Here is a 16,161-nt window from a genome sequence, read left to right as displayed (position 1 = left end):
TTCCTCTTAAAATTCGATCTTGGGTGGCTTGGTGCCCGTCGGTGCTGCCGGTGCCGCGGGGGTAGTTACGGTCGGGGGTGTCACCGTGACGCCCGGTACGGCAGGGGCTGCCGGTGCCGCGGGCGCAGGGGCTGCGGCTGCTGCTTCAGGTGCGGCAGCCTCTTCTGCCTTGCCACCACCGCCGCTGCCGTCAGAGAAATCAAACGAGAGCAAGGCGTTATCGAAAACATATTCGTATTCTTTTTGGCGGTTTTTCGGTGCAACGCACACAAGTTGGAGCACCTTATCGTCAGAGACGACGAATGCAGTCGTGATGATGTAAAGCTGCTTGCCGACCCGCGCGCTCCACACCTGTTTTTCTATACCTTTGCGAAAGCTGAGTTCTTTGCGCTTCAACAGATACAGTCTGTCATATTTCACGGCAAGTCGCGTTCTCAGCTGCAGCACCAGCGATTCGAGCTCGGCGCTGTCGCTCGAATAGGCACGAACCTCAATCGCGACGCGGCCCGCGCGGTCTTTCTTTTCGAAATGGACGTTCGCGACTTTGTCGCGCGCCCGTGAAGCCTGCGCCCACTGCGCCGGAATATCGATGCTGAAGCCAGGCTCTTCGCCTTTTGGCTCCCAATTGAACGGCAGCGCCGCCAGCTGCCCGGCGGTCGCCAGGGCAATACAATACAGGGTAATAATGCGCAGCATATAGTCTCTCCTTTAGATAATCGGTAAACGCACAACCCAAATTGAATTATCCGGCGTTGTTTATCCATTGACAGCGCCGTGTCTCTGCCGGTGTACGCAGAGGCGGATGTATTGGCGAAGCTGTTTATTGATCGTGTGCACAGCCCTGCACGCTGAAGACCCGTGGAGCCTCAGCCGCTCTCACCCGGTGACACAAGACGCGCTGCCCGCCGAACACCACCACGCGGCGCCTGCCACCAACGGACTCATTCGCTTTTACCAGGCCTATATCAGCCCCCTGAGCGGCTCGACCTGCCGTTACACCCCGACGTGCTCGCGCTACACTGCAGAGGCAGTCGCCAAATTCGGCATTTTCAAGGGAATCGTCATGGGTACAGACAGGCTGATACGCTGCCACCCGGGCCAACGCGAGTACCCGGTAGATCCCCCTGTTGAATACTGAAATGCGAAGATTCGCCACCGCACTCTTTCTGTCGTTGGGCACCGCGGTCTTCGCCGAAGCGCCGGCCGGCGTGAAGACCAGCAAGGCAGCGGCGAAAGCGCCCGATTTCACCCGGCCGCAGACGTTCTTGCAGCTCGCCGATGCCTTCGCCGACGAACAGGATTATTACCGCGCGATCACTGAATACAAGAAGGTGATTCATCTTTTTCCGCAGTACGACAAACTTGAATGGGTGCATTTTCAGATAGGTAAAATGTACTACGAAGGCGGCAGGTTTGCGCAGGCGAAGCATGAGTTCTTGCCGCTCACCGATTCGGCCGACAGCAGGCTGAAATTTCTGGCGCACAACTTCATGGCGCTCAGCTATTATGAAAATGCGGAGTACTCAAATTCGGCAAGGCTTTTTGCCGAGCTGAAAGAAAACCCCGCTGGCAAACCCTATCTGCTCGACTACACGATCTACGCGTCGATGGCCGATGCCGGCGATAAGAAATTTTCCGAATCGCTCGAAAAGATGAGGGCAGCAAAAACCGCGTGGAAGGCGAAACAACCCTCGCCCGAAACGGCCAGCGTGCTGCCTCAGTACGAACCTTTTTTCGCGAAATCGATTGAGGTACTCGAGAAGGCAGAGAAGCTCTCGACGAAGAGCCCTTTCTGGGCGGTATTCTTCTCAGCGATTTTGCCGGGTGGCGGCCATTTCTTTCTCGGCGAATGGGATACCGGTATCGTGAGCCTGAGCCTTGTCGGCGGGGCGGCGTTTCTCGCCTATGACGGTTTTATGCGCGAGAGCACCGTACAGTCGATATTGTTCACCACTTTCGCGACGGGCGCGTACATCGGCCAGGCCTATTCAAGCTACCGCACTGCACGCAAGTATAACGAAGAGCTGGGCGATGCTGAATTCAGAGAGCTGAACCGCCAGTTCAGAAGCCTCAACATCGCACTGCAATTTCAGACAAGGTTTTAGGGATATTCAAACGTAATCATGTTCTGCCCGGTTATCGCTGACTCACGATAGCCGTCGAAGCCCGTCAGAATCACCGTCATGGGGCTGTAGGGAACCGAAGTGAGATACACGCTGCGCGGGCTGGGCGGTGAGATCGCGCGGTCGATGAAACGTGCTTCGTAGAATTTTGTCGGCACTGACGGGTAGACATAGATAAAATAGGTCGGTACTTCTGCTTGCGATTCTGGGTCGATCGAAGCGGTGAAATCAAACCGCAGGTTCGCCTTATCAAACGTAACGACGGGCACTGACGGCGCACGGCCCCCCGCGATCTTGTCGGTGCCACCGTAATAGTTCTCGTCGACCGGCGCACTCATGGCACAGGCGCCGAGTTGCAGAGTGACGATAAGCAGCGCGAAGACGCGGTACATCCGCCTATTTTTTCTCTGGCTGCGCCTGCGGTTTGCCGGCTTCGGGCTGCGGCGTCTGGCCAGACACAGGGGCCGGAACGACCTGCGGCTGCTGCATCTTTTTATACGTTGTATGCGATTCGTTCAGGTAAACGCTGATGCGGTGGTTGTGGCGAATCTCTTCGGCATCGGTGAGCATGCCTGCCTGCACGAGCAGTTCGTCGGCCTCGCGGTAACGGCCTTCGAGAATAAAGCACACGGCCACATCGTTCTGCCAGTAGCCGCGTTGCACGTCGGGCAGATTGCCGCCTTCGGTGCGCGACAGCAGATTCAAAGCCTCAGCGGTCTTGCCTTCGAGCAGAGCGTTGTAGGCAATGCTGGTATCGGGCACGTTGCGGTCGGTAAAAAAGAACAGTGTCGCAAACTGCTTGGCGGCGCCCTTCTGCCCCAGGTGTGGCGTGGGCAAGACCACATTTACCGAATGCGCTACCCCCGCAGTACACGAAAAACCGGCAGCGGCGACGACTAAAAGCACAAGGTGACGTTTGAGCACAGTGAACCCCGATTGCGGGTAATGTATGTGCAGAAAAGACAATTTCAGATACAGTGGCTGATTCTCCATATGCCTCGGCAGGTGAAGAATGGGTCGCATAACTATTTATTGTCCGCATGAGTCAATTTCCGTTATTTTCATCTATCATGAGCGCAAACCATTACGACACGATCATCATCGGTTCAGGGCCTGCGGGCTATACCGCGGCCATCTATGCCGGCCGGGCAAACCTGAAAACACTCGTGCTCGAAGGCATCGAACGCGGCGGCCAGCTGATGATCACGAGCGAGGTCGAGAATTTTCCCGGGTTTGCGCAGGGTATTCAGGGCCCCGAACTCATGGACCACTTTCGCGGCCAGGCCGAAAGGTTCGGCGCAGAGCTCAAATCGGTGCTCGCCGATAAAGCAGAACTCTCGGGCGGGGCGCCATTTCGCATAACCGCCGAGGGCACGACCTATACCTCTGACACAGTCATCGTCGCCACCGGCGCAACCGCGCGCTTTCTGGGGATTCCCTCTGAGCTCGCGTACAAAGGCAAAGGTGTGTCTGCCTGCGCCACCTGCGATGGTTTTTTCTTTCGCGGCAAAGAAGTTGCCGTTGTCGGCGGCGGCGACTCGGCCTTTGAAGAAGCCAACTTTCTCACGAAATTTGCCAGCAAAGTGACATTGCTGCACCGGCGCGATACGTTTCGTGCCAGCAAGATCATGATCGATCGCGCCAGGGCAAACCCAAAGATAGTCATCAAGACCTTTGTCGAGGTTGCAGAGGTTTATGGCGAAGCGCAGACAGGCACTGTTACCGGCGTAAAACTCAAAGACACCCGCAGCGGCGCCATCGAAGACTTCGCCGTACAGGGGCTGTTTATCGCCATCGGCCATGTGCCCAACACCGCGCTCTTCAAGGGCCAGCTGAACATGGATGAAACGGGATATCTCGTGACACAGCCAGACCGCACCGCGACCAACATACCCGGCGTTTTTGCCGCGGGTGATGTGAAAGATCACTATTACCGTCAGGCCATCACGGCCGCTGGTTCGGGCTGCCAGGCGGCAATTGAAGCTGAGCGTTATCTCGAAAGTGTCCACGCGGCCAAACAGACAGCTTGAGAAAGTAATATGCAGGATTTCGAAAGTAAACCCGCCTGGTTCGACGGCAAATTCGTGGCGCTCAAAGATGCGAACCTGAATATTCGCACGCACGCGCTGCAATATGGCACAGCTTATTTTGGCGGTATGCGCGCCTATTACAATGAGGGTAAAAAAAACCTGTATCTGCTGCGATTGGAAGACCACCACGCACGACTTGCGCAATCGGGTCGCATCTTGCGCATGCACTGGAATATGCCGTTCAGCGAATTTCGCGACATCACCGTAAAACTACTGAAAGACGGCGGCTGGCGCGAAAACTGCTACTTACGCCCCTTCATCTACAAGTCAGAACTTTCGCTCTCGCCCCGCCTGCATAACGTCGAAGACAAATTTGCCCTGTATGCAATTCCGCTGAACGACTACCTCGATACCACGCGCGGCATGCGCGCCGCTGTTTCATCGTGGACACGCCTTTCAGACAACCAGATTCCTGCGCGGGCAAAGGCCACGGGCGGCTACATCAACTCGGCCCTCGCGAAATCTGAAGCACTCGAAAACGGTTTTGACGAGGCGATCTTTCTCGACCACCGTGGTTTTGTCTCTGAAGGTTCTGCCGAAAACATTTTTCTGGTGAGGGGCGGTAAGCTTATTACACCAGGCACCTCGTCTTCCATTCTCGAAGGCATCACGCGCCGCACGGTGATCGAAATTGCCGCAGATCTTGGCATTGAAACAATTGAACGCGACATCAGCCGCACCGAGCTCTATGTCGCTGACGAGGTTTTCTTCACGGGTACGGGCGCTCAAATCGCGTGGATTGAGAGCATCGACCGTCGGGAAATCGGCGAGGGCAAAATTGGCCCGATTACTGAAAAATTGCGCAGTACATTTTTTGCCTACGCATCCGGTGAGCTACCGCAGTACATGAAGTGGCTGACACCGGTCTATTGAAAGAGCGTGCTGCGCATTAACGCAGAAAATTCACCGCAGACCGTTATCTTCGAGGGCGACATGTCTCCCGAGAAGGCGGCAGAGCTGAGGCAACTCGGCTGCGACATTCTGCACTTAAACCGCAGAGAAGAATCTGACAGCGCGGCGCTGACGTCGCAGCTGGTGCACGAAAACCGCCACCCCGACCTGATTGAATTCACCGGCGAGACTGTGCTGATTGGTAGTGAGAAAGATACGCCACCCGGCACCATTCGCCACCTGCAGAAGAAGATTCTGCCCTATGCCCCGTGGAAATCTAAGGCGCGCGTCGTCATCTTTCAGAACGCCGCAGGTATCAAAGACGAAGCCGAAACCGCAATGCTCAAAACACTCGAAGAACCGGCACCCAAGCACTTCTATTTTCTGAGCGTACCGACCGCAGAAATTCTGAAAGAGACAATCAGGTCACGCGCCGTGATTTCTCGCATCCATCTATCCCCCTCGCCGCAGGGGCTGCCCGCTGACAGCTGGCTTAGGTTCTACCACCTTGCGGGAGTGCGCGATTTCATGCTGCAATACCCCGAAGCGACCGAAAAGCTCATCGCTGAAACGCGTGCTGCCTGCGATACGCTAGCCTACTCTAACGATGATTTTCTGGCGCTTGAGAGAATTCTGTACTCAATACCGCGCCAGCTCTTCGATAAAGAGACCGTTACGGTACAGACGCGGGCGTTGAAGTTTGCGGTTTTACCTTTTTTTGCAGCGCTGAGAGATCGCCTGACAGAAGGCCATGTGCCACCGCTCGCGCCGCTTGTGCTGAGCCGCATACCGGTTGCCGCCGCACTCAAGGCCACCGATCACATTCGTGCTTACCTGAGATCGCTCGAAACCCGCATCTTCGGCAACCGCCCGCTCAACCAGCAGGCGGTTTTTTACAGCTTCTACTTTCGCTTTTTTCCGCTTTGGAGCGCTCGCTGAAGGCTATTGTAGCGGCCTGCAGCGTAAAACGCTGCTGCAAGCTACAGTTCATTTAGGCTCGACGCTCGCGACGAAAAGGCCGGGCTGACCCAAAACCTATGTGGTATCACAGCGAAATTCTCTGGGTCATCATCAAAATAGTTCTGATATTCGGGGCGATGATTACCGGCGCCGCGTATTATACGCTGCTCGAACGTAAATGGGCAGGTTATATTCAAGACCGCTACGGGCCGAACCGCGCGGGGCTCTGGGGGCTGTTGCAGCCTCTCGCAGACGGTATCAAGTTTCTCACCAAACAAGAGACGATACCGAGAAATGCCGATGCATGGCTGTTTCTACTCGCGCCGGCGCTCTCAATGACCACGGCGATTTTGCTTTGGGCGGCGATTCCGTTCTCACCGGTCATTACGCACCTGCCTGAATTTGTCGAATCGGCGACAGGCAACAAGACTTTTGTTTTTCAGGTAATGAACCCAAACGGCGGCCTGCTCTACATGTCTGCTGTCGCTTCGCTCGCGGTCTACGGGATCATGCTAGCGGGCTGGTCGAGCAATAACAAGTACGCTCTTTTGGGCGCAGTGCGCGCAACGGCGCAGATGATTTCTTACGAACTCGCACTCGCGTTGAGCCTTGCAGTTGTCGTGATTCTCGCTGGCAGCCTCGATCTGACCCGCATCGTCAAGGCGCAGCAAGACGGCTGGTTTATTTTCACCTTACCCGGCGCGATTGCCTTTGTCGTCTTCTTGGTAACCATGTTCGCTGAAACGAACAGGTTACCTTTTGACCTCGCCGAGGCAGAAAGCGAACTCGTGGTAGGATTTCACACCGAATACGGGGCCTTCAAGTTCGCGCTCTTCTTTATCGCCGAATACATGAACATGATTACGCTCTCGCTGTTGGCGGCTCTGCTTTTCTTCGGCGGCTATAACCTGCCCTCATTCTTGCCCGAGACCGTGAAGGCCAGCTGGTATGCACCGCTCATCGGCTCGGGTCTGTTCTTTTTGAAGGCCTTCGGGTTCGTTTTTCTGTTTGTGTGGGTGAGGTGGTCGATACCGCGCTTTCGCTACGACCAGCTCATGAACCTCGGCTGGAGAAAGCTCGTGCCTATCGCGATGGCCAACCTGCTCGTCGCGGGTTTTTGGGTGTATTATACCTAACGAGCCCGAAAATAGTGAAAGGCCCGGCCGTGACGAAGAGCAAACGCTCGACGTGCGGCAAATGGTCTTAATCTTTCTGAACTCCGTCATATTTATCAAGATACCGCTGCTGATATTCGGCTTTCGTATGTCTGAAGAGGCAACACCCTTCAATATCGCCGGCTTTGCCCTCTGCCTTGCTGTATCAATCTTCACCATGGCACGGTTTGTGTTGAAAAAGAAATAATGGTTGCAGCTCTTGTCGGCCAGCCGTCTCATGTAACAGATTGAACATGCCGAGCGCCAGCTTTATTGCGTTAATTGCCCTCGTGGCAGCCGGCTGCGGTCAATACCTGCACCAATTTGCCGATGAAGACAGCGAAATTCAGCTCGAAATACTCAGCGATACTGCGGCAAACCCGACCTTCTCAGTCGCCACACGCCAGGTCAGCTTTGATATATCGTTTCGGGCAGACCGTAACGGAAGCTACCGCGTTCTGCACGGTGCTGGCTGTTCTGGCACACAAGCTGCAGGCGGCACAAACGTATCTGGCAACCTGAGCAAGGGAAGCACAGTCGCCTCTGCGATATCATTGCCATATGATGACCTCGCCACCTACGGCAGGCAGATAACAATCTGTATGCAAGATACCGCAGCCTATAAGACAACTGCAGCGATCAGGTCGTTCAGCTCGGGACTCGACACCGTGCTGCTGAATTTGGCGACCCTTTACAATGAAAACGGCGGTGGCGGTGCAAATATCAACTCAGGAACCAGCGCCGCATTCATGCTTTTTCAGACAAACTGGACCAATGTTCTAGAGAACCGCAACAACGGTAATGGCGGCCCATACGCGGGCAATGGTGTCGATAGCCCCTACTCGCATGGCGTGTACATCGACCCCAACCATGGCTATCGGCTCAAGTATTTTGTCGCCGATCGTGACAACCACCGCATACTCATTTTCAATTCGTTGCCAACGTCGAATGCCGCAACCGCTGACGTCGTTGTGGGTCAGACGGGTTTCACGACAGGTTTCACCACCGCGGCAAATGCCGGCGGTGCGATCAGTGCGCAGGGTTTCGATCAGCCTCAGCACGTCAGCGTATCTGCGAACGGCACCATGTTCGTGACAGACCTGATGAACCATCGGGTGTTGATCTACAATTCTGTACCGCAGACGAATGGAGTTGCCGCCAATACGGTAATTGGTCAGCCAGGCTTTACGACCGGCGTGCTCAACAATGGCACGCTGGTCGCAGCAGCAAGGCTCAACAGCCCCGCCGCTGCTTCGATGATTCAGGGGCGGCTCTACATTGCAGATCAGGCAAATAACCGCATCGTCGTCTTTAACTCGATACCAACCGGCCCCGGAGCTTCGGCCAGTTTTGCCATTGGCCAGGGCGATACTGCGACCACGACGAGCGGCACCGATTATTCGACTCAGAGCAGCTACATGAACAGTCCTTACGACATGTTTGCGGATCAAAGCAGCCCACAGCGACTTTACGTTGCGGACGGCGGTAACCACCGGGTACTCGTCTATACGGCGTTACCCACTGGTGCCGACGTGCGAGCAAATTTCGTCATCGGCCACAGCGGCCCGAACTTTGCTCTTGCCAACCGCGGCGCAGCGCAGCCAGCCAACAACAGCCTCAATCAGCCGCGCAGCATCGTTGCGCAGAATAATAAACTGGCCATCGCAGATCAGGGCAATAACCGTATACTCTTCTATGATTTACCAGTCAATGCCGACGACCCTGCAGCGACCCACGTGCTCGGGCAGACCGATTTTATTTCAGGCGGCGCTGGCACAACGCAGACCACCTTCAATATCGTCAAAGGGCTGATTTTCGACAACGGCTACATTTGGGCGGCCGACCAGGCCAATCACCGCGTAAAGGTTATCGCTTTGCCCTATTGATCACCACTTTCATTTACGCGCCGTCTCGCCCCTGCGAAGCGGATGAATGAAAGTACCTGAAATCAAGAAGTTGGTGCTCGCCTACTCCGGCGGGCTCGACACGTCGGTGATTCTGCACTGGGCGAAAAAAACCTACAAATGCGAAGTCATTGCTTACTGCGCCGATATCGGGCAAGAAGAAGAACTCACCGGTCTTGAAGAAAAAGCTGCGCGTACCGGCGCCTCGAAATGTTACGTCGAAGATCTGCGCGCAGAGTTTGTCAGCGAATATGTTTTTCCGATGCTGCGCGCTTCGGCCGTCTATGAGATGCGTTATCTGCTCGGTACCTCGATCGCGCGCCCTCTGATTGCCAAGCGCCAGGTTGAAATTGCCCAGAAAGAAGGCGCCGACGCAGTGGCGCACGGTGCGACGGGCAAGGGCAACGATCAGGTACGCTTTGAGCTTACGTTCATGGCGCTGAAGCCCGACCTCAAGATTGTCGCGCCGTGGCGCACGTGGGATTTCAAAGGTCGCGAAGACCTGATACGCTATGCAAAAGAAGAGAACATTCCGGTGACGGCTTCGGCAGAGAAGCCGTACTCCATGGACCGCAACGCGCTGCACATCAGCTACGAAGGCGGCGTTCTCGAAGACCCCTGGCATGAATACAAAGAAGATATGTTCATTCTCACCAAAAGCGCCGACCAAGCGCCCGACAAAGCCGAAATTCTTGAAATCGAATTTGTCAATGGTAATGCGGTTGCGGTGAACGGCAAGAAAATGGCTCCTTTCGAACTGCTCATGCACCTCAACAAAGTCGGCGGCGAACATGGCGTCGGCAGGGTTGATATAGTTGAAAACCGACTTGTCGGCATCAAGTCACGCGGCGTGTATGAAACACCCGGCGGTACAATTCTACACATCGCACACCGCGATCTCGAATCGATTACGCTCGAACGCAACCTGCAGCACCTGAAAGACGAGCTGAGTCTCAAGTATGCGCGCCTGGTTTATAACGGCCAGTGGTTCACCCCCGAACGCGAGGCGCTGCAGGCATTCGTCGACCAGACGAACCGCGCGGTCAACGGCACTGTAAAAGTGAAGCTGTACAAGGGCAGCGCGCAGGTTATCGCCCGCAAGTCGCCAAACTCGCTCTACAGCGCAGCGCTGGCTTCTTTTGAAAAAGAGAACGTGTACAACCAATTCGATGCCGAGGGCTTTATCAAACTTTTTGCGCTCACGGCGCGAAACTCTTACTCAGACTATAAGAAGCTCATTGCAGGGCAACACGATGTCGCCGGGCTCGTCGCAGACAGGGATGGCTGACCGCCGGCGAGCGTTAAATTATGGCTTCGACGCAGACTTTTGTTTCGCCCGAAAACTGGTATTCTCTGCAATACCCCCGCACGTGGGAAATGGAAGTTATAGAGGGCATACCCAGCTTTTTTGACGGCATCAACCCCTATGGCGGCGCGCTGCAGGTGTTTGCAGTTAACCAGGTAGGCGCGCCAAATGCCGATCTGATCAAACAATCGCCTTTCATGGTGGGTAAAACCCTGAACGAGAAGCTACGCATATTTCTGAGTAAACAGGGCATTTCTGACGAAGGCGCACAGTTTTTCGAACGTGACAAAACTCTCATGGGTGCGTGTGAATACCGCAGCGGCGGCCACTTCTACCTGATTCTTATGGCCGAACGCGGCAGTATTTTCGTGCTCGCCCTGTATAATTGCAAGGGCGAGCCCGAAGCCGAAGAAGCGGCAAATGTCGGTAGAATTCTGCAATCGGTAACTATTCTTTAGCAATTCTGTCTAAAGGGTCTCGAACCGCGCCCCGCCAGAGCTAAGGCCGGCAACGAGACTACGAAAATAGTCTCCGCGTTCTTCGAAACTCTTGAATTGATCCCATGAAGTTGCGGCGGGCGCGAGCAGAACTGTCGCTGAATTCAGACCACGCTGCAGCACGAGGCGCTTTGCGGTATGAAAAGCCTTGAACAGGTTTTCATGCAGCGTAAATTTTTCAAAGCCGATCTCCCGAAAATCCCGTGCCATGTCGTTACGGCACTCGCCATAAATGAGCGCGTGGGCGTCTTTTAGTTTCAGTCTGAGTCCTAATTCTTTATAGCTTTCGCCTTTACCCTGCCCGCCGAGCAGCATGAAAACCGGCGGCGCCGAATTTTCGAGCGCAGTGATCGCTGCCTGCGTTGTCGTCGCCTTGCTGTCGTTGATGAAGTGCATCTGCGGATACACAACCTGCCTGATGCTTTCAAAGCGGTGCGGCAAAGCCGTCAGCTTCGCAACAATACCGGCGAGATGAGCCTCGAGATCAGATGCCCGCAAAGCCGAAACTGCCTCAAGCGCGAAGAGCAGATTGGCAAGGTTGTGGTGGCCCGAAATAGCCAAGCCTGAAACAGGCGCGAGAATATGCTGCGCGGCGTCGCAGATATTGTCGCCGATAATCTGAAAATTCTTGCTGTGCAGGTTTTGCGTATCGATCGAAATGACAGGGCCGTCGAATTTCAGCAAAGGATGCACACCCTGCCAAAGTTCAGTATTTTCAGGCAGCAAAGCTGTGGTAACAATCAGGGGAGCGGCGGGCTTCAGCAGTTTAGCGATATTCCATTTCGCGAGCCCGTATTCTTCGATGCCTGAATAACGATTCAGATGATCGGGCGCGAGGTTCAAATAAATTGCCGCGTCAAGCGCAAGGTCTCCCGGCTCTTCGAGCTGGTAGCTTGAAAGCTCACAGACTAAAATCGCGCCGATAAAGCCCGCCTGGTTCAAGGCAATTTCAGATAGAGGCAAACCGAAGTTGCCGCACTCGACTCCTTTTTCACCCGATAGCCTGATGAGCTGGGCTGCAAGCGTCGTGGTCGTGCTCTTGCCATCGGTACCCGTGATACCGATGATGCGCATGCTCTTCAGGTATGGCGCACAATAGGCAACTTCGCTGATGACGTTCTTGCCTTTTTGACGTGCCGTTAAAACAAACGGGTGGCGAAGCGGTACACCTGGTGTCAAAGTCAGCACATCGAAACGGTCTTTCAGATTTTCCCAGACGAGCGAGTCAGAAGGTATATGTTCAAGCAGGCCCTCGTCGAGCCCCGTGGGCCTCACCTCGGCATTCTTGTCGTACCAGAGCACAAAGTGCCCGTGAGACTGCAGCAGCCGCGCGTACGATTCACCGGTTTTGCCACCGGCCCCGATGAGCAAAAACCGCTTCGCCATAATCAAAGTATCAGAATTTGAGTCTGCGCGGTGGCAACAAGCTTGCCGCGCGCATCGAAAAGCGACGCAGTCATATAGAGAGTCTTGAGGCCTCGCGCGACGACCTCTGCCTCGCAGTATATGCGTTCATCGAGTTTCGCGGCGCGCAGATAGGTCTGCGTCATGTCGAGTGTCACTGCGGGCTTCTGTGCTGCCAGATACGATAATGGCCCCAGAGTATTGTCGAAAGCCGCAGCAATATAACCACCCTGCATGACGCCGATCGGGTTCAGTTGTTTTGCCAGAACCGGAAAACCCACAAGAATGGCCTTGCGCGAATTGTAACGCAAGAATTCACCCTGCATATCGTGAAAGCAAGGAGGCGGCAATTCAAGCGGCATCGCCGCTTTCGCTTTCATGGCATTCATTTCACGCCACAGCAGCTGCAGCTCGTCTTCTGACTTCTGGCGGTCGGCAAAAACCACTAGAGCCCTGCACTCTTTTCGATGAAACGCTTGAAGAGCGGGTGTGGCGAGAGCGGCTTGGACTTGAATTCAGGGTGGTACTGCGTACCGACAAAAAACGGATGTGCGGCCCGGTCTAACTCAACCGTTTCGACAAGCGTCTCGTCGGGTGAAAGCCCCGAAAGGCGCAGACCCGCATTCTCGAACGCCGACCGGTATTTGTTGTTAAACTCGAAACGATGCCGATGGCGTTCTTGAATCACCTGCTGCATATAGGCCTCGGCGATCAGCGAACCTTCGCGCAGTTTGCACGGGTAAGCCCCCAGCCGCATCGTACCACCCTTATTCACAATTGCTGTCTGCTCTTCCATGAGGCTGATTACCGGGTATGGCGAATCAGGGTCAAACTCGGTCGAATGCGCATCTTTGTAGCCGAGCACATTGCGCGCGAACTCGATGACTGCGCACTGCATACCCAGGCAAATGCCGAAATATGGCACCTTGTTTTCGCGCGCATACCGAATCGCGAGAAGCTTACCTTCGACGCCGCGCTCGCCAAAGCCGCCCGGTACTAAAATGCCATTCGCTTCTTTGAGCAAATGCCGGTAGTTCTCGGCATCGACTTTTTCAGAATCGATTTTCGTGAACTCGACAGAAATCTTTTTCGGAAAGCCGCCATGCGTCATCGCCTCGTAGAGCGAGCGGTACGCGTCGTGCAGCGCCATGTATTTGCCCACCACCGCAATTTTGACATGATGGCGTGGATTTACAAAGACATCGACGACCTGTTCCCATTTCGCGAGCATCGGATTCAGATCGAGCAAGTATTCGCCCGACTTGCTTTCCATGCGAAAGTAATTGATTATCTCTGCATCGAGGTTTTCACTGTGAAAAATCTGCGGAATCTCATAGATCGTGTGATCGATGTCGGGCGCCGAGAACACGCGGTTTGGCGAGACGTTACAAAAGAGCGAAATTTTCTCTTTCACTTCGGCTTCGAGGGGTTCAACGGTGCGGCAGAGCAGAATGTCTGGCTGAATACCCTGCTGCTGCAGCTCTTTCACAGAGTGCTGTGTTGGTTTTGTCTTGATCTCCCCGCCTTTCGTAATCGAAGGCACCAGGGTTAAATGAATGAACATCGTGTTATCTTGCCCCTGGTCGAGACGAAACTGGCGGATTGCTTCGAGAAACGGAACTGACTCGATATCGCCGACAGTGCCGCCAATTTCGACAAGTATGAAATCCAACTCGCTATCCATCTGCGAGAGCAACAAAATGCGGTTCTTGATCTCGTTGGTGATATGCGGAATCACCTGCACGGTGCGGCCCAGGTATTCGCCACGGCGCTCTCGCGAAATAACGCTGTGGTAGATCTGCCCCGTTGAAACCGAATTTTCGCGGCCCAGAACGGCGCTCGTAAAGCGCTCGTAATAGCCGAGGTCGAGGTCAGTTTCGGCGCCGTCTTCGGTCACGTAAACCTCACCGTGCTGAAACGGGCTCATCGTGCCGGGGTCAATATTGATATAAGGGTCGAGTTTTTGAATCGTCACCTTAAACCCACGCGCCTCGAGCAGCGCACCGATAGAGGCGATGGACACGCCCTTGCCGAGTGAGCTGGCCACCCCACCCGTCATGAAGATGTAGCGCACTTTTTTCACCTACGGATTATGTCTCCAACCCGAATGCACCGTCAAAAGGAAAACGAAAAGGGGTTATCTGGCATACGCCTGCCCCACCAGTTGGTGGGTGGAAAAGAACTAAAGCTGAAATGGCGAAATGTGGGTACGCCTAGGTTATTGATTTTTGTCTGCGCGACTTGTATCCAGCGTTTGATGCCAAGCCAAAAAAGTTCTTGAGCAGTGACGGCCTTTTCGTTATGGATTTCCATTTCAAGCCGTGGCAGATAGAGCATTAACGCAAGCCGCACAAGCGTCGAAACAGTAACTCCCATCTCCAAGGCCGCCAACCGCACAAGTTTGATATCCTCACCGTAGAAACAAACCATATGCCTGTGCAGCGCAGCCTTGCAAGCATGCGTTTCCCTTAGGTCTGCAAGAATTTTCTTGAACCTTTCTTTCTTTAATCCGCAGCCTTTCTCAGCTAATCTGAATACGCAATACCGGGAAATTTCCGAAAAGGAAACGCCATATTTTCGGCTACTCCTGCCAATGCGATTCCACAACGGCTCGGCAAGCCTGACTTCCCAAATATCTTCAATCTTTGCAGGTCGGTGCTTGAGAAAGGCAGGTTGTGATTTGCATTTCATATACCCTCTAATTACTAAATACCAGGAAACTCTGTTTTTTTCTCATTTCACGAGAAAAAAATGTGCAGGAGCGACCGCCCTCATAAGTGCATTAATCTGGTACCAGTTATGGAAATCCGCAACTTATGCCCGAAAAACCTTGTCACGATGTAACAAATTCACGAACAAACCGTCATGTTTAAAGACAGAGTGGCCGTAATCACAGGTTCAGCGCGAGGCATTGGCCGTGCTATCGCAGAAGCGCTGGCAGAACAGGGTTGCAGCATCGTCATTTCAGACGTTAACGCAGAAGGTTGCCAGAAAACAGCAGACGAAATCGCCGCCAAGTATGGCGTCAAGGCGATCGGGCATGCTGCCAACGTCACCAAAAAAGACGACATGACTGCACTCGCGAACGCGGCGGTTGAAAAACTCGGCAAACTCGACATCTGGGTGAACAATGCCGGCGTGCTGCGCGACGACCTGCTGATGCGCATGTCAGAAGAAGACTGGAACCTCGTGCTCGATGTGAACCTCAAAGGTGTCTTTTTCGGTATTCAGGCAGCTACGAAGGTGATGATGAAAGCCAAGTATGGCAAAATCGTCAATATCTCTTCGGTAGCGGGCCTCATCGGCAACGCGGGCCAGGCAAACTATTCCGCGGCAAAAGCAGGCGTGATCGCGGTGACAAAAACTGCAGCGCGCGAATATGCTTCGCGCAACATCAACATCAACGCAATCACGCCGGGTTACATACAGACCGATATGACCGGCGCGCTGCCTGAAAAAGTTCAGGTTGAACTCGCCAAAATGGTACCGCTGCCCAACAAAGGCGCACCCTCTGACATCGCGAAAGCGGCACGCTTTCTTGCCTCTTCAGACGCAGACTTCATCACCGGAGTAATCCTTCGTGTTGATGGTGGTATGGCCATAGGTTTCTAGCCTTAGGCTAGAAACCGAGGGGCGATGAAAAACGGGCGATTCAGCTAAGCCAGGCCAAAGGCAGCGCAGCGCTTTAGCAGCACTTTTCGTCAGAAAAGTGCGAGGCCTTTGGCATGGCAGCCCGTTTTTCGTTGAACCAATTTTCAGCATCCGAATCTATTTTGGGATTTGCCTTTTCTCTGCAGCGAATTTATTTGCCCAGCCTCAGGTTCTCACCGCC

Annotated in this window: 18 protein-coding genes; 11 read left to right on the top strand and 7 right to left on the bottom strand. The window is 54.3% G+C overall.

The window, feature by feature from the left end; translation table 11 throughout:
* Positions 1-6 precede the first annotated feature (6 nt).
* Entirely contained in the window at positions 7-696 is a 690-nt protein-coding gene (locus TURPA_RS23895) for a hypothetical protein (RefSeq protein WP_014803999.1), read from the bottom strand.
* A gap of 133 nt (positions 697-829) precedes the next feature.
* Here TURPA_RS23895 and yidD point away from each other — a divergent pair, with 133 nt between their 5' ends.
* Together yidD and TURPA_RS14200 are read left to right on the top strand one after the other, a co-directional pair.
* The gene (gene yidD, locus TURPA_RS14205; protein ID WP_245536791.1) at positions 830-1,138 is read left to right on the top strand and encodes a membrane protein insertion efficiency factor YidD; all 309 of its coding nucleotides are present in this window, start codon (positions 830-832) and stop codon (positions 1,136-1,138) included.
* Position 1,139: 1 nt separating this feature from the next.
* On the top strand, positions 1,140-2,105 hold the full coding sequence (locus TURPA_RS14200) for a tetratricopeptide repeat protein (RefSeq protein WP_014803997.1): 966 nt from the start codon (positions 1,140-1,142) through the stop codon (positions 2,103-2,105).
* On the opposite strand, the gene TURPA_RS14195 is transcribed toward TURPA_RS14200, so the two are convergent.
* Positions 2,102-2,515 (bottom strand): hypothetical protein, encoded by a 414-nt coding sequence (locus TURPA_RS14195; RefSeq protein WP_014803996.1) that lies wholly within the window; start codon positions 2,513-2,515, stop codon positions 2,102-2,104. The genes TURPA_RS14200 and TURPA_RS14195 overlap by 4 nt on opposite strands.
* A 4-nt stretch (positions 2,516-2,519) precedes the next feature.
* Positions 2,520-3,146, bottom strand: coding sequence for a hypothetical protein (locus TURPA_RS14190; protein WP_157210507.1), 627 nt, complete (start codon positions 3,144-3,146; stop codon positions 2,520-2,522).
* A gap of 47 nt (positions 3,147-3,193) precedes the next feature.
* On the opposite strand from TURPA_RS14190, the gene trxB reads away from it, so the two are divergent.
* The 8 genes from trxB (at position 3,194) to TURPA_RS22060 (ending at position 10,886) form a co-directional block, all read left to right on the top strand.
* Positions 3,194-4,153 carry a thioredoxin-disulfide reductase gene (gene trxB, locus TURPA_RS14185; RefSeq protein WP_014803994.1) on the top strand — a complete coding sequence of 320 codons (960 nt, stop codon included), beginning with the start codon at positions 3,194-3,196 and terminating at the stop codon, positions 4,151-4,153.
* Between the two features lie 9 nt (positions 4,154-4,162).
* Positions 4,163-5,086, top strand: a complete 924-nt coding sequence (locus TURPA_RS14180) for a branched-chain amino acid transaminase (RefSeq protein ID WP_014803993.1) — start codon at positions 4,163-4,165, stop codon at positions 5,084-5,086.
* A gap of 6 nt (positions 5,087-5,092) precedes the next feature.
* Positions 5,093-6,043, top strand: a complete 951-nt coding sequence (locus tag TURPA_RS22065; RefSeq protein WP_053332204.1) for a hypothetical protein — start codon at positions 5,093-5,095, stop codon at positions 6,041-6,043.
* 98 nt (positions 6,044-6,141) lie between these two features.
* Complete coding sequence (gene nuoH / locus TURPA_RS14170) at positions 6,142-7,200, top strand: NADH-quinone oxidoreductase subunit NuoH (protein WP_014803991.1); 1,059 nt, start codon at positions 6,142-6,144, stop codon at positions 7,198-7,200.
* A 61-nt stretch (positions 7,201-7,261) separates the two neighbouring features.
* On the top strand, positions 7,262-7,426 hold the full coding sequence (locus TURPA_RS23470; protein WP_014803990.1) for a hypothetical protein: 165 nt from the start codon (positions 7,262-7,264) through the stop codon (positions 7,424-7,426).
* A 46-nt stretch (positions 7,427-7,472) separates the two neighbouring features.
* Positions 7,473-9,104: an NHL repeat-containing protein gene (locus tag TURPA_RS14165; protein WP_014803989.1), complete on the top strand. Its 1,632-nt coding sequence runs from the start codon at positions 7,473-7,475 to the stop codon at positions 9,102-9,104.
* A 46-nt stretch (positions 9,105-9,150) separates the two neighbouring features.
* Positions 9,151-10,410, top strand: coding sequence for an argininosuccinate synthase (locus TURPA_RS14160; RefSeq protein WP_014803988.1), 1,260 nt, complete (start codon positions 9,151-9,153; stop codon positions 10,408-10,410).
* Positions 10,411-10,430: 20 nt separating this feature from the next.
* Positions 10,431-10,886, top strand: a complete 456-nt coding sequence (locus TURPA_RS22060; protein ID WP_014803987.1) for a hypothetical protein — start codon at positions 10,431-10,433, stop codon at positions 10,884-10,886.
* A 9-nt stretch (positions 10,887-10,895) separates the two neighbouring features.
* On the opposite strand, the gene murD is transcribed toward TURPA_RS22060, so the two are convergent.
* Genes murD through TURPA_RS23800 form a run of 4 tightly spaced genes read right to left on the bottom strand, consistent with a single transcriptional unit; the run spans position 10,896 to position 14,759 of the window.
* Entirely contained in the window at positions 10,896-12,311 is a 1,416-nt protein-coding gene (murD, locus tag TURPA_RS14150; RefSeq protein WP_014803986.1) for a UDP-N-acetylmuramoyl-L-alanine--D-glutamate ligase, read from the bottom strand.
* Positions 12,312-12,313: 2 nt separating this feature from the next.
* Complete coding sequence (locus TURPA_RS14145) at positions 12,314-12,775, bottom strand: PaaI family thioesterase (protein ID WP_014803985.1); 462 nt, start codon at positions 12,773-12,775, stop codon at positions 12,314-12,316.
* Entirely contained in the window at positions 12,775-14,412 is a 1,638-nt protein-coding gene (locus TURPA_RS14140; protein ID WP_014803984.1) for a CTP synthase, read from the bottom strand. Before TURPA_RS14140 ends, TURPA_RS14145 begins: the two co-directional genes overlap by 1 nt.
* 32 nt (positions 14,413-14,444) lie before the next feature.
* Positions 14,445-14,759 (bottom strand): hypothetical protein, encoded by a 315-nt coding sequence (locus TURPA_RS23800; RefSeq protein WP_169314424.1) that lies wholly within the window; start codon positions 14,757-14,759, stop codon positions 14,445-14,447.
* 435 nt (positions 14,760-15,194) lie between these two features.
* Between TURPA_RS23800 and fabG the strand changes: the two genes are divergently transcribed.
* On the top strand, positions 15,195-15,941 hold the full coding sequence (gene fabG, locus TURPA_RS14130; RefSeq protein WP_014803982.1) for a 3-oxoacyl-[acyl-carrier-protein] reductase: 747 nt from the start codon (positions 15,195-15,197) through the stop codon (positions 15,939-15,941).
* The last annotated feature ends 220 nt before the right edge of the window (positions 15,942-16,161 follow it).

Origin of the sequence: Turneriella parva DSM 21527, from assembly GCF_000266885.1 — a bacterium.
GTDB lineage: Bacteria > Spirochaetota > Leptospiria > Turneriellales > Turneriellaceae > Turneriella > Turneriella parva.
Note: the sequence above shows the minus strand (reverse complement) of the source record. Positions and strands in the feature narration are given on the sequence as shown.

Excerpts from the sequence above, each read along its gene's own strand:
- TURPA_RS23470 (WP_014803990.1), top strand. The coding sequence starts at position 7,262 with ATGGTCTTAATCTTTCTGAACTCCGTCATATTTATCAAGATACCGCTG.
- TURPA_RS14190 (WP_157210507.1), bottom strand. The coding sequence starts at position 3,146 with ATGCGACCCATTCTTCACCTGCCGAGGCATATGGAGAATCAGCCACTG.
- TURPA_RS14200 (WP_014803997.1), top strand. The coding sequence starts at position 1,140 with ATGCGAAGATTCGCCACCGCACTCTTTCTGTCGTTGGGCACCGCGGTC.
- nuoH (WP_014803991.1), top strand. The coding sequence starts at position 6,142 with ATGTGGTATCACAGCGAAATTCTCTGGGTCATCATCAAAATAGTTCTG.
- TURPA_RS14165 (WP_014803989.1), top strand. The coding sequence starts at position 7,473 with ATGCCGAGCGCCAGCTTTATTGCGTTAATTGCCCTCGTGGCAGCCGGC.
- TURPA_RS14180 (WP_014803993.1), top strand. The coding sequence starts at position 4,163 with ATGCAGGATTTCGAAAGTAAACCCGCCTGGTTCGACGGCAAATTCGTG.
- TURPA_RS23895 (WP_014803999.1), bottom strand. The coding sequence starts at position 696 with ATGCTGCGCATTATTACCCTGTATTGTATTGCCCTGGCGACCGCCGGG.
- TURPA_RS23800 (WP_169314424.1), bottom strand. The coding sequence starts at position 14,759 with ATGGTTTGTTTCTACGGTGAGGATATCAAACTTGTGCGGTTGGCGGCC.
- TURPA_RS14195 (WP_014803996.1), bottom strand. The coding sequence starts at position 2,515 with ATGTACCGCGTCTTCGCGCTGCTTATCGTCACTCTGCAACTCGGCGCC.
- trxB (WP_014803994.1), top strand. The coding sequence starts at position 3,194 with ATGAGCGCAAACCATTACGACACGATCATCATCGGTTCAGGGCCTGCG.
- murD (WP_014803986.1), bottom strand. The coding sequence starts at position 12,311 with ATGGCGAAGCGGTTTTTGCTCATCGGGGCCGGTGGCAAAACCGGTGAA.
- fabG (WP_014803982.1), top strand. The coding sequence starts at position 15,195 with ATGTTTAAAGACAGAGTGGCCGTAATCACAGGTTCAGCGCGAGGCATT.
- TURPA_RS14160 (WP_014803988.1), top strand. The coding sequence starts at position 9,151 with ATGAAAGTACCTGAAATCAAGAAGTTGGTGCTCGCCTACTCCGGCGGG.
- TURPA_RS22060 (WP_014803987.1), top strand. The coding sequence starts at position 10,431 with ATGGCTTCGACGCAGACTTTTGTTTCGCCCGAAAACTGGTATTCTCTG.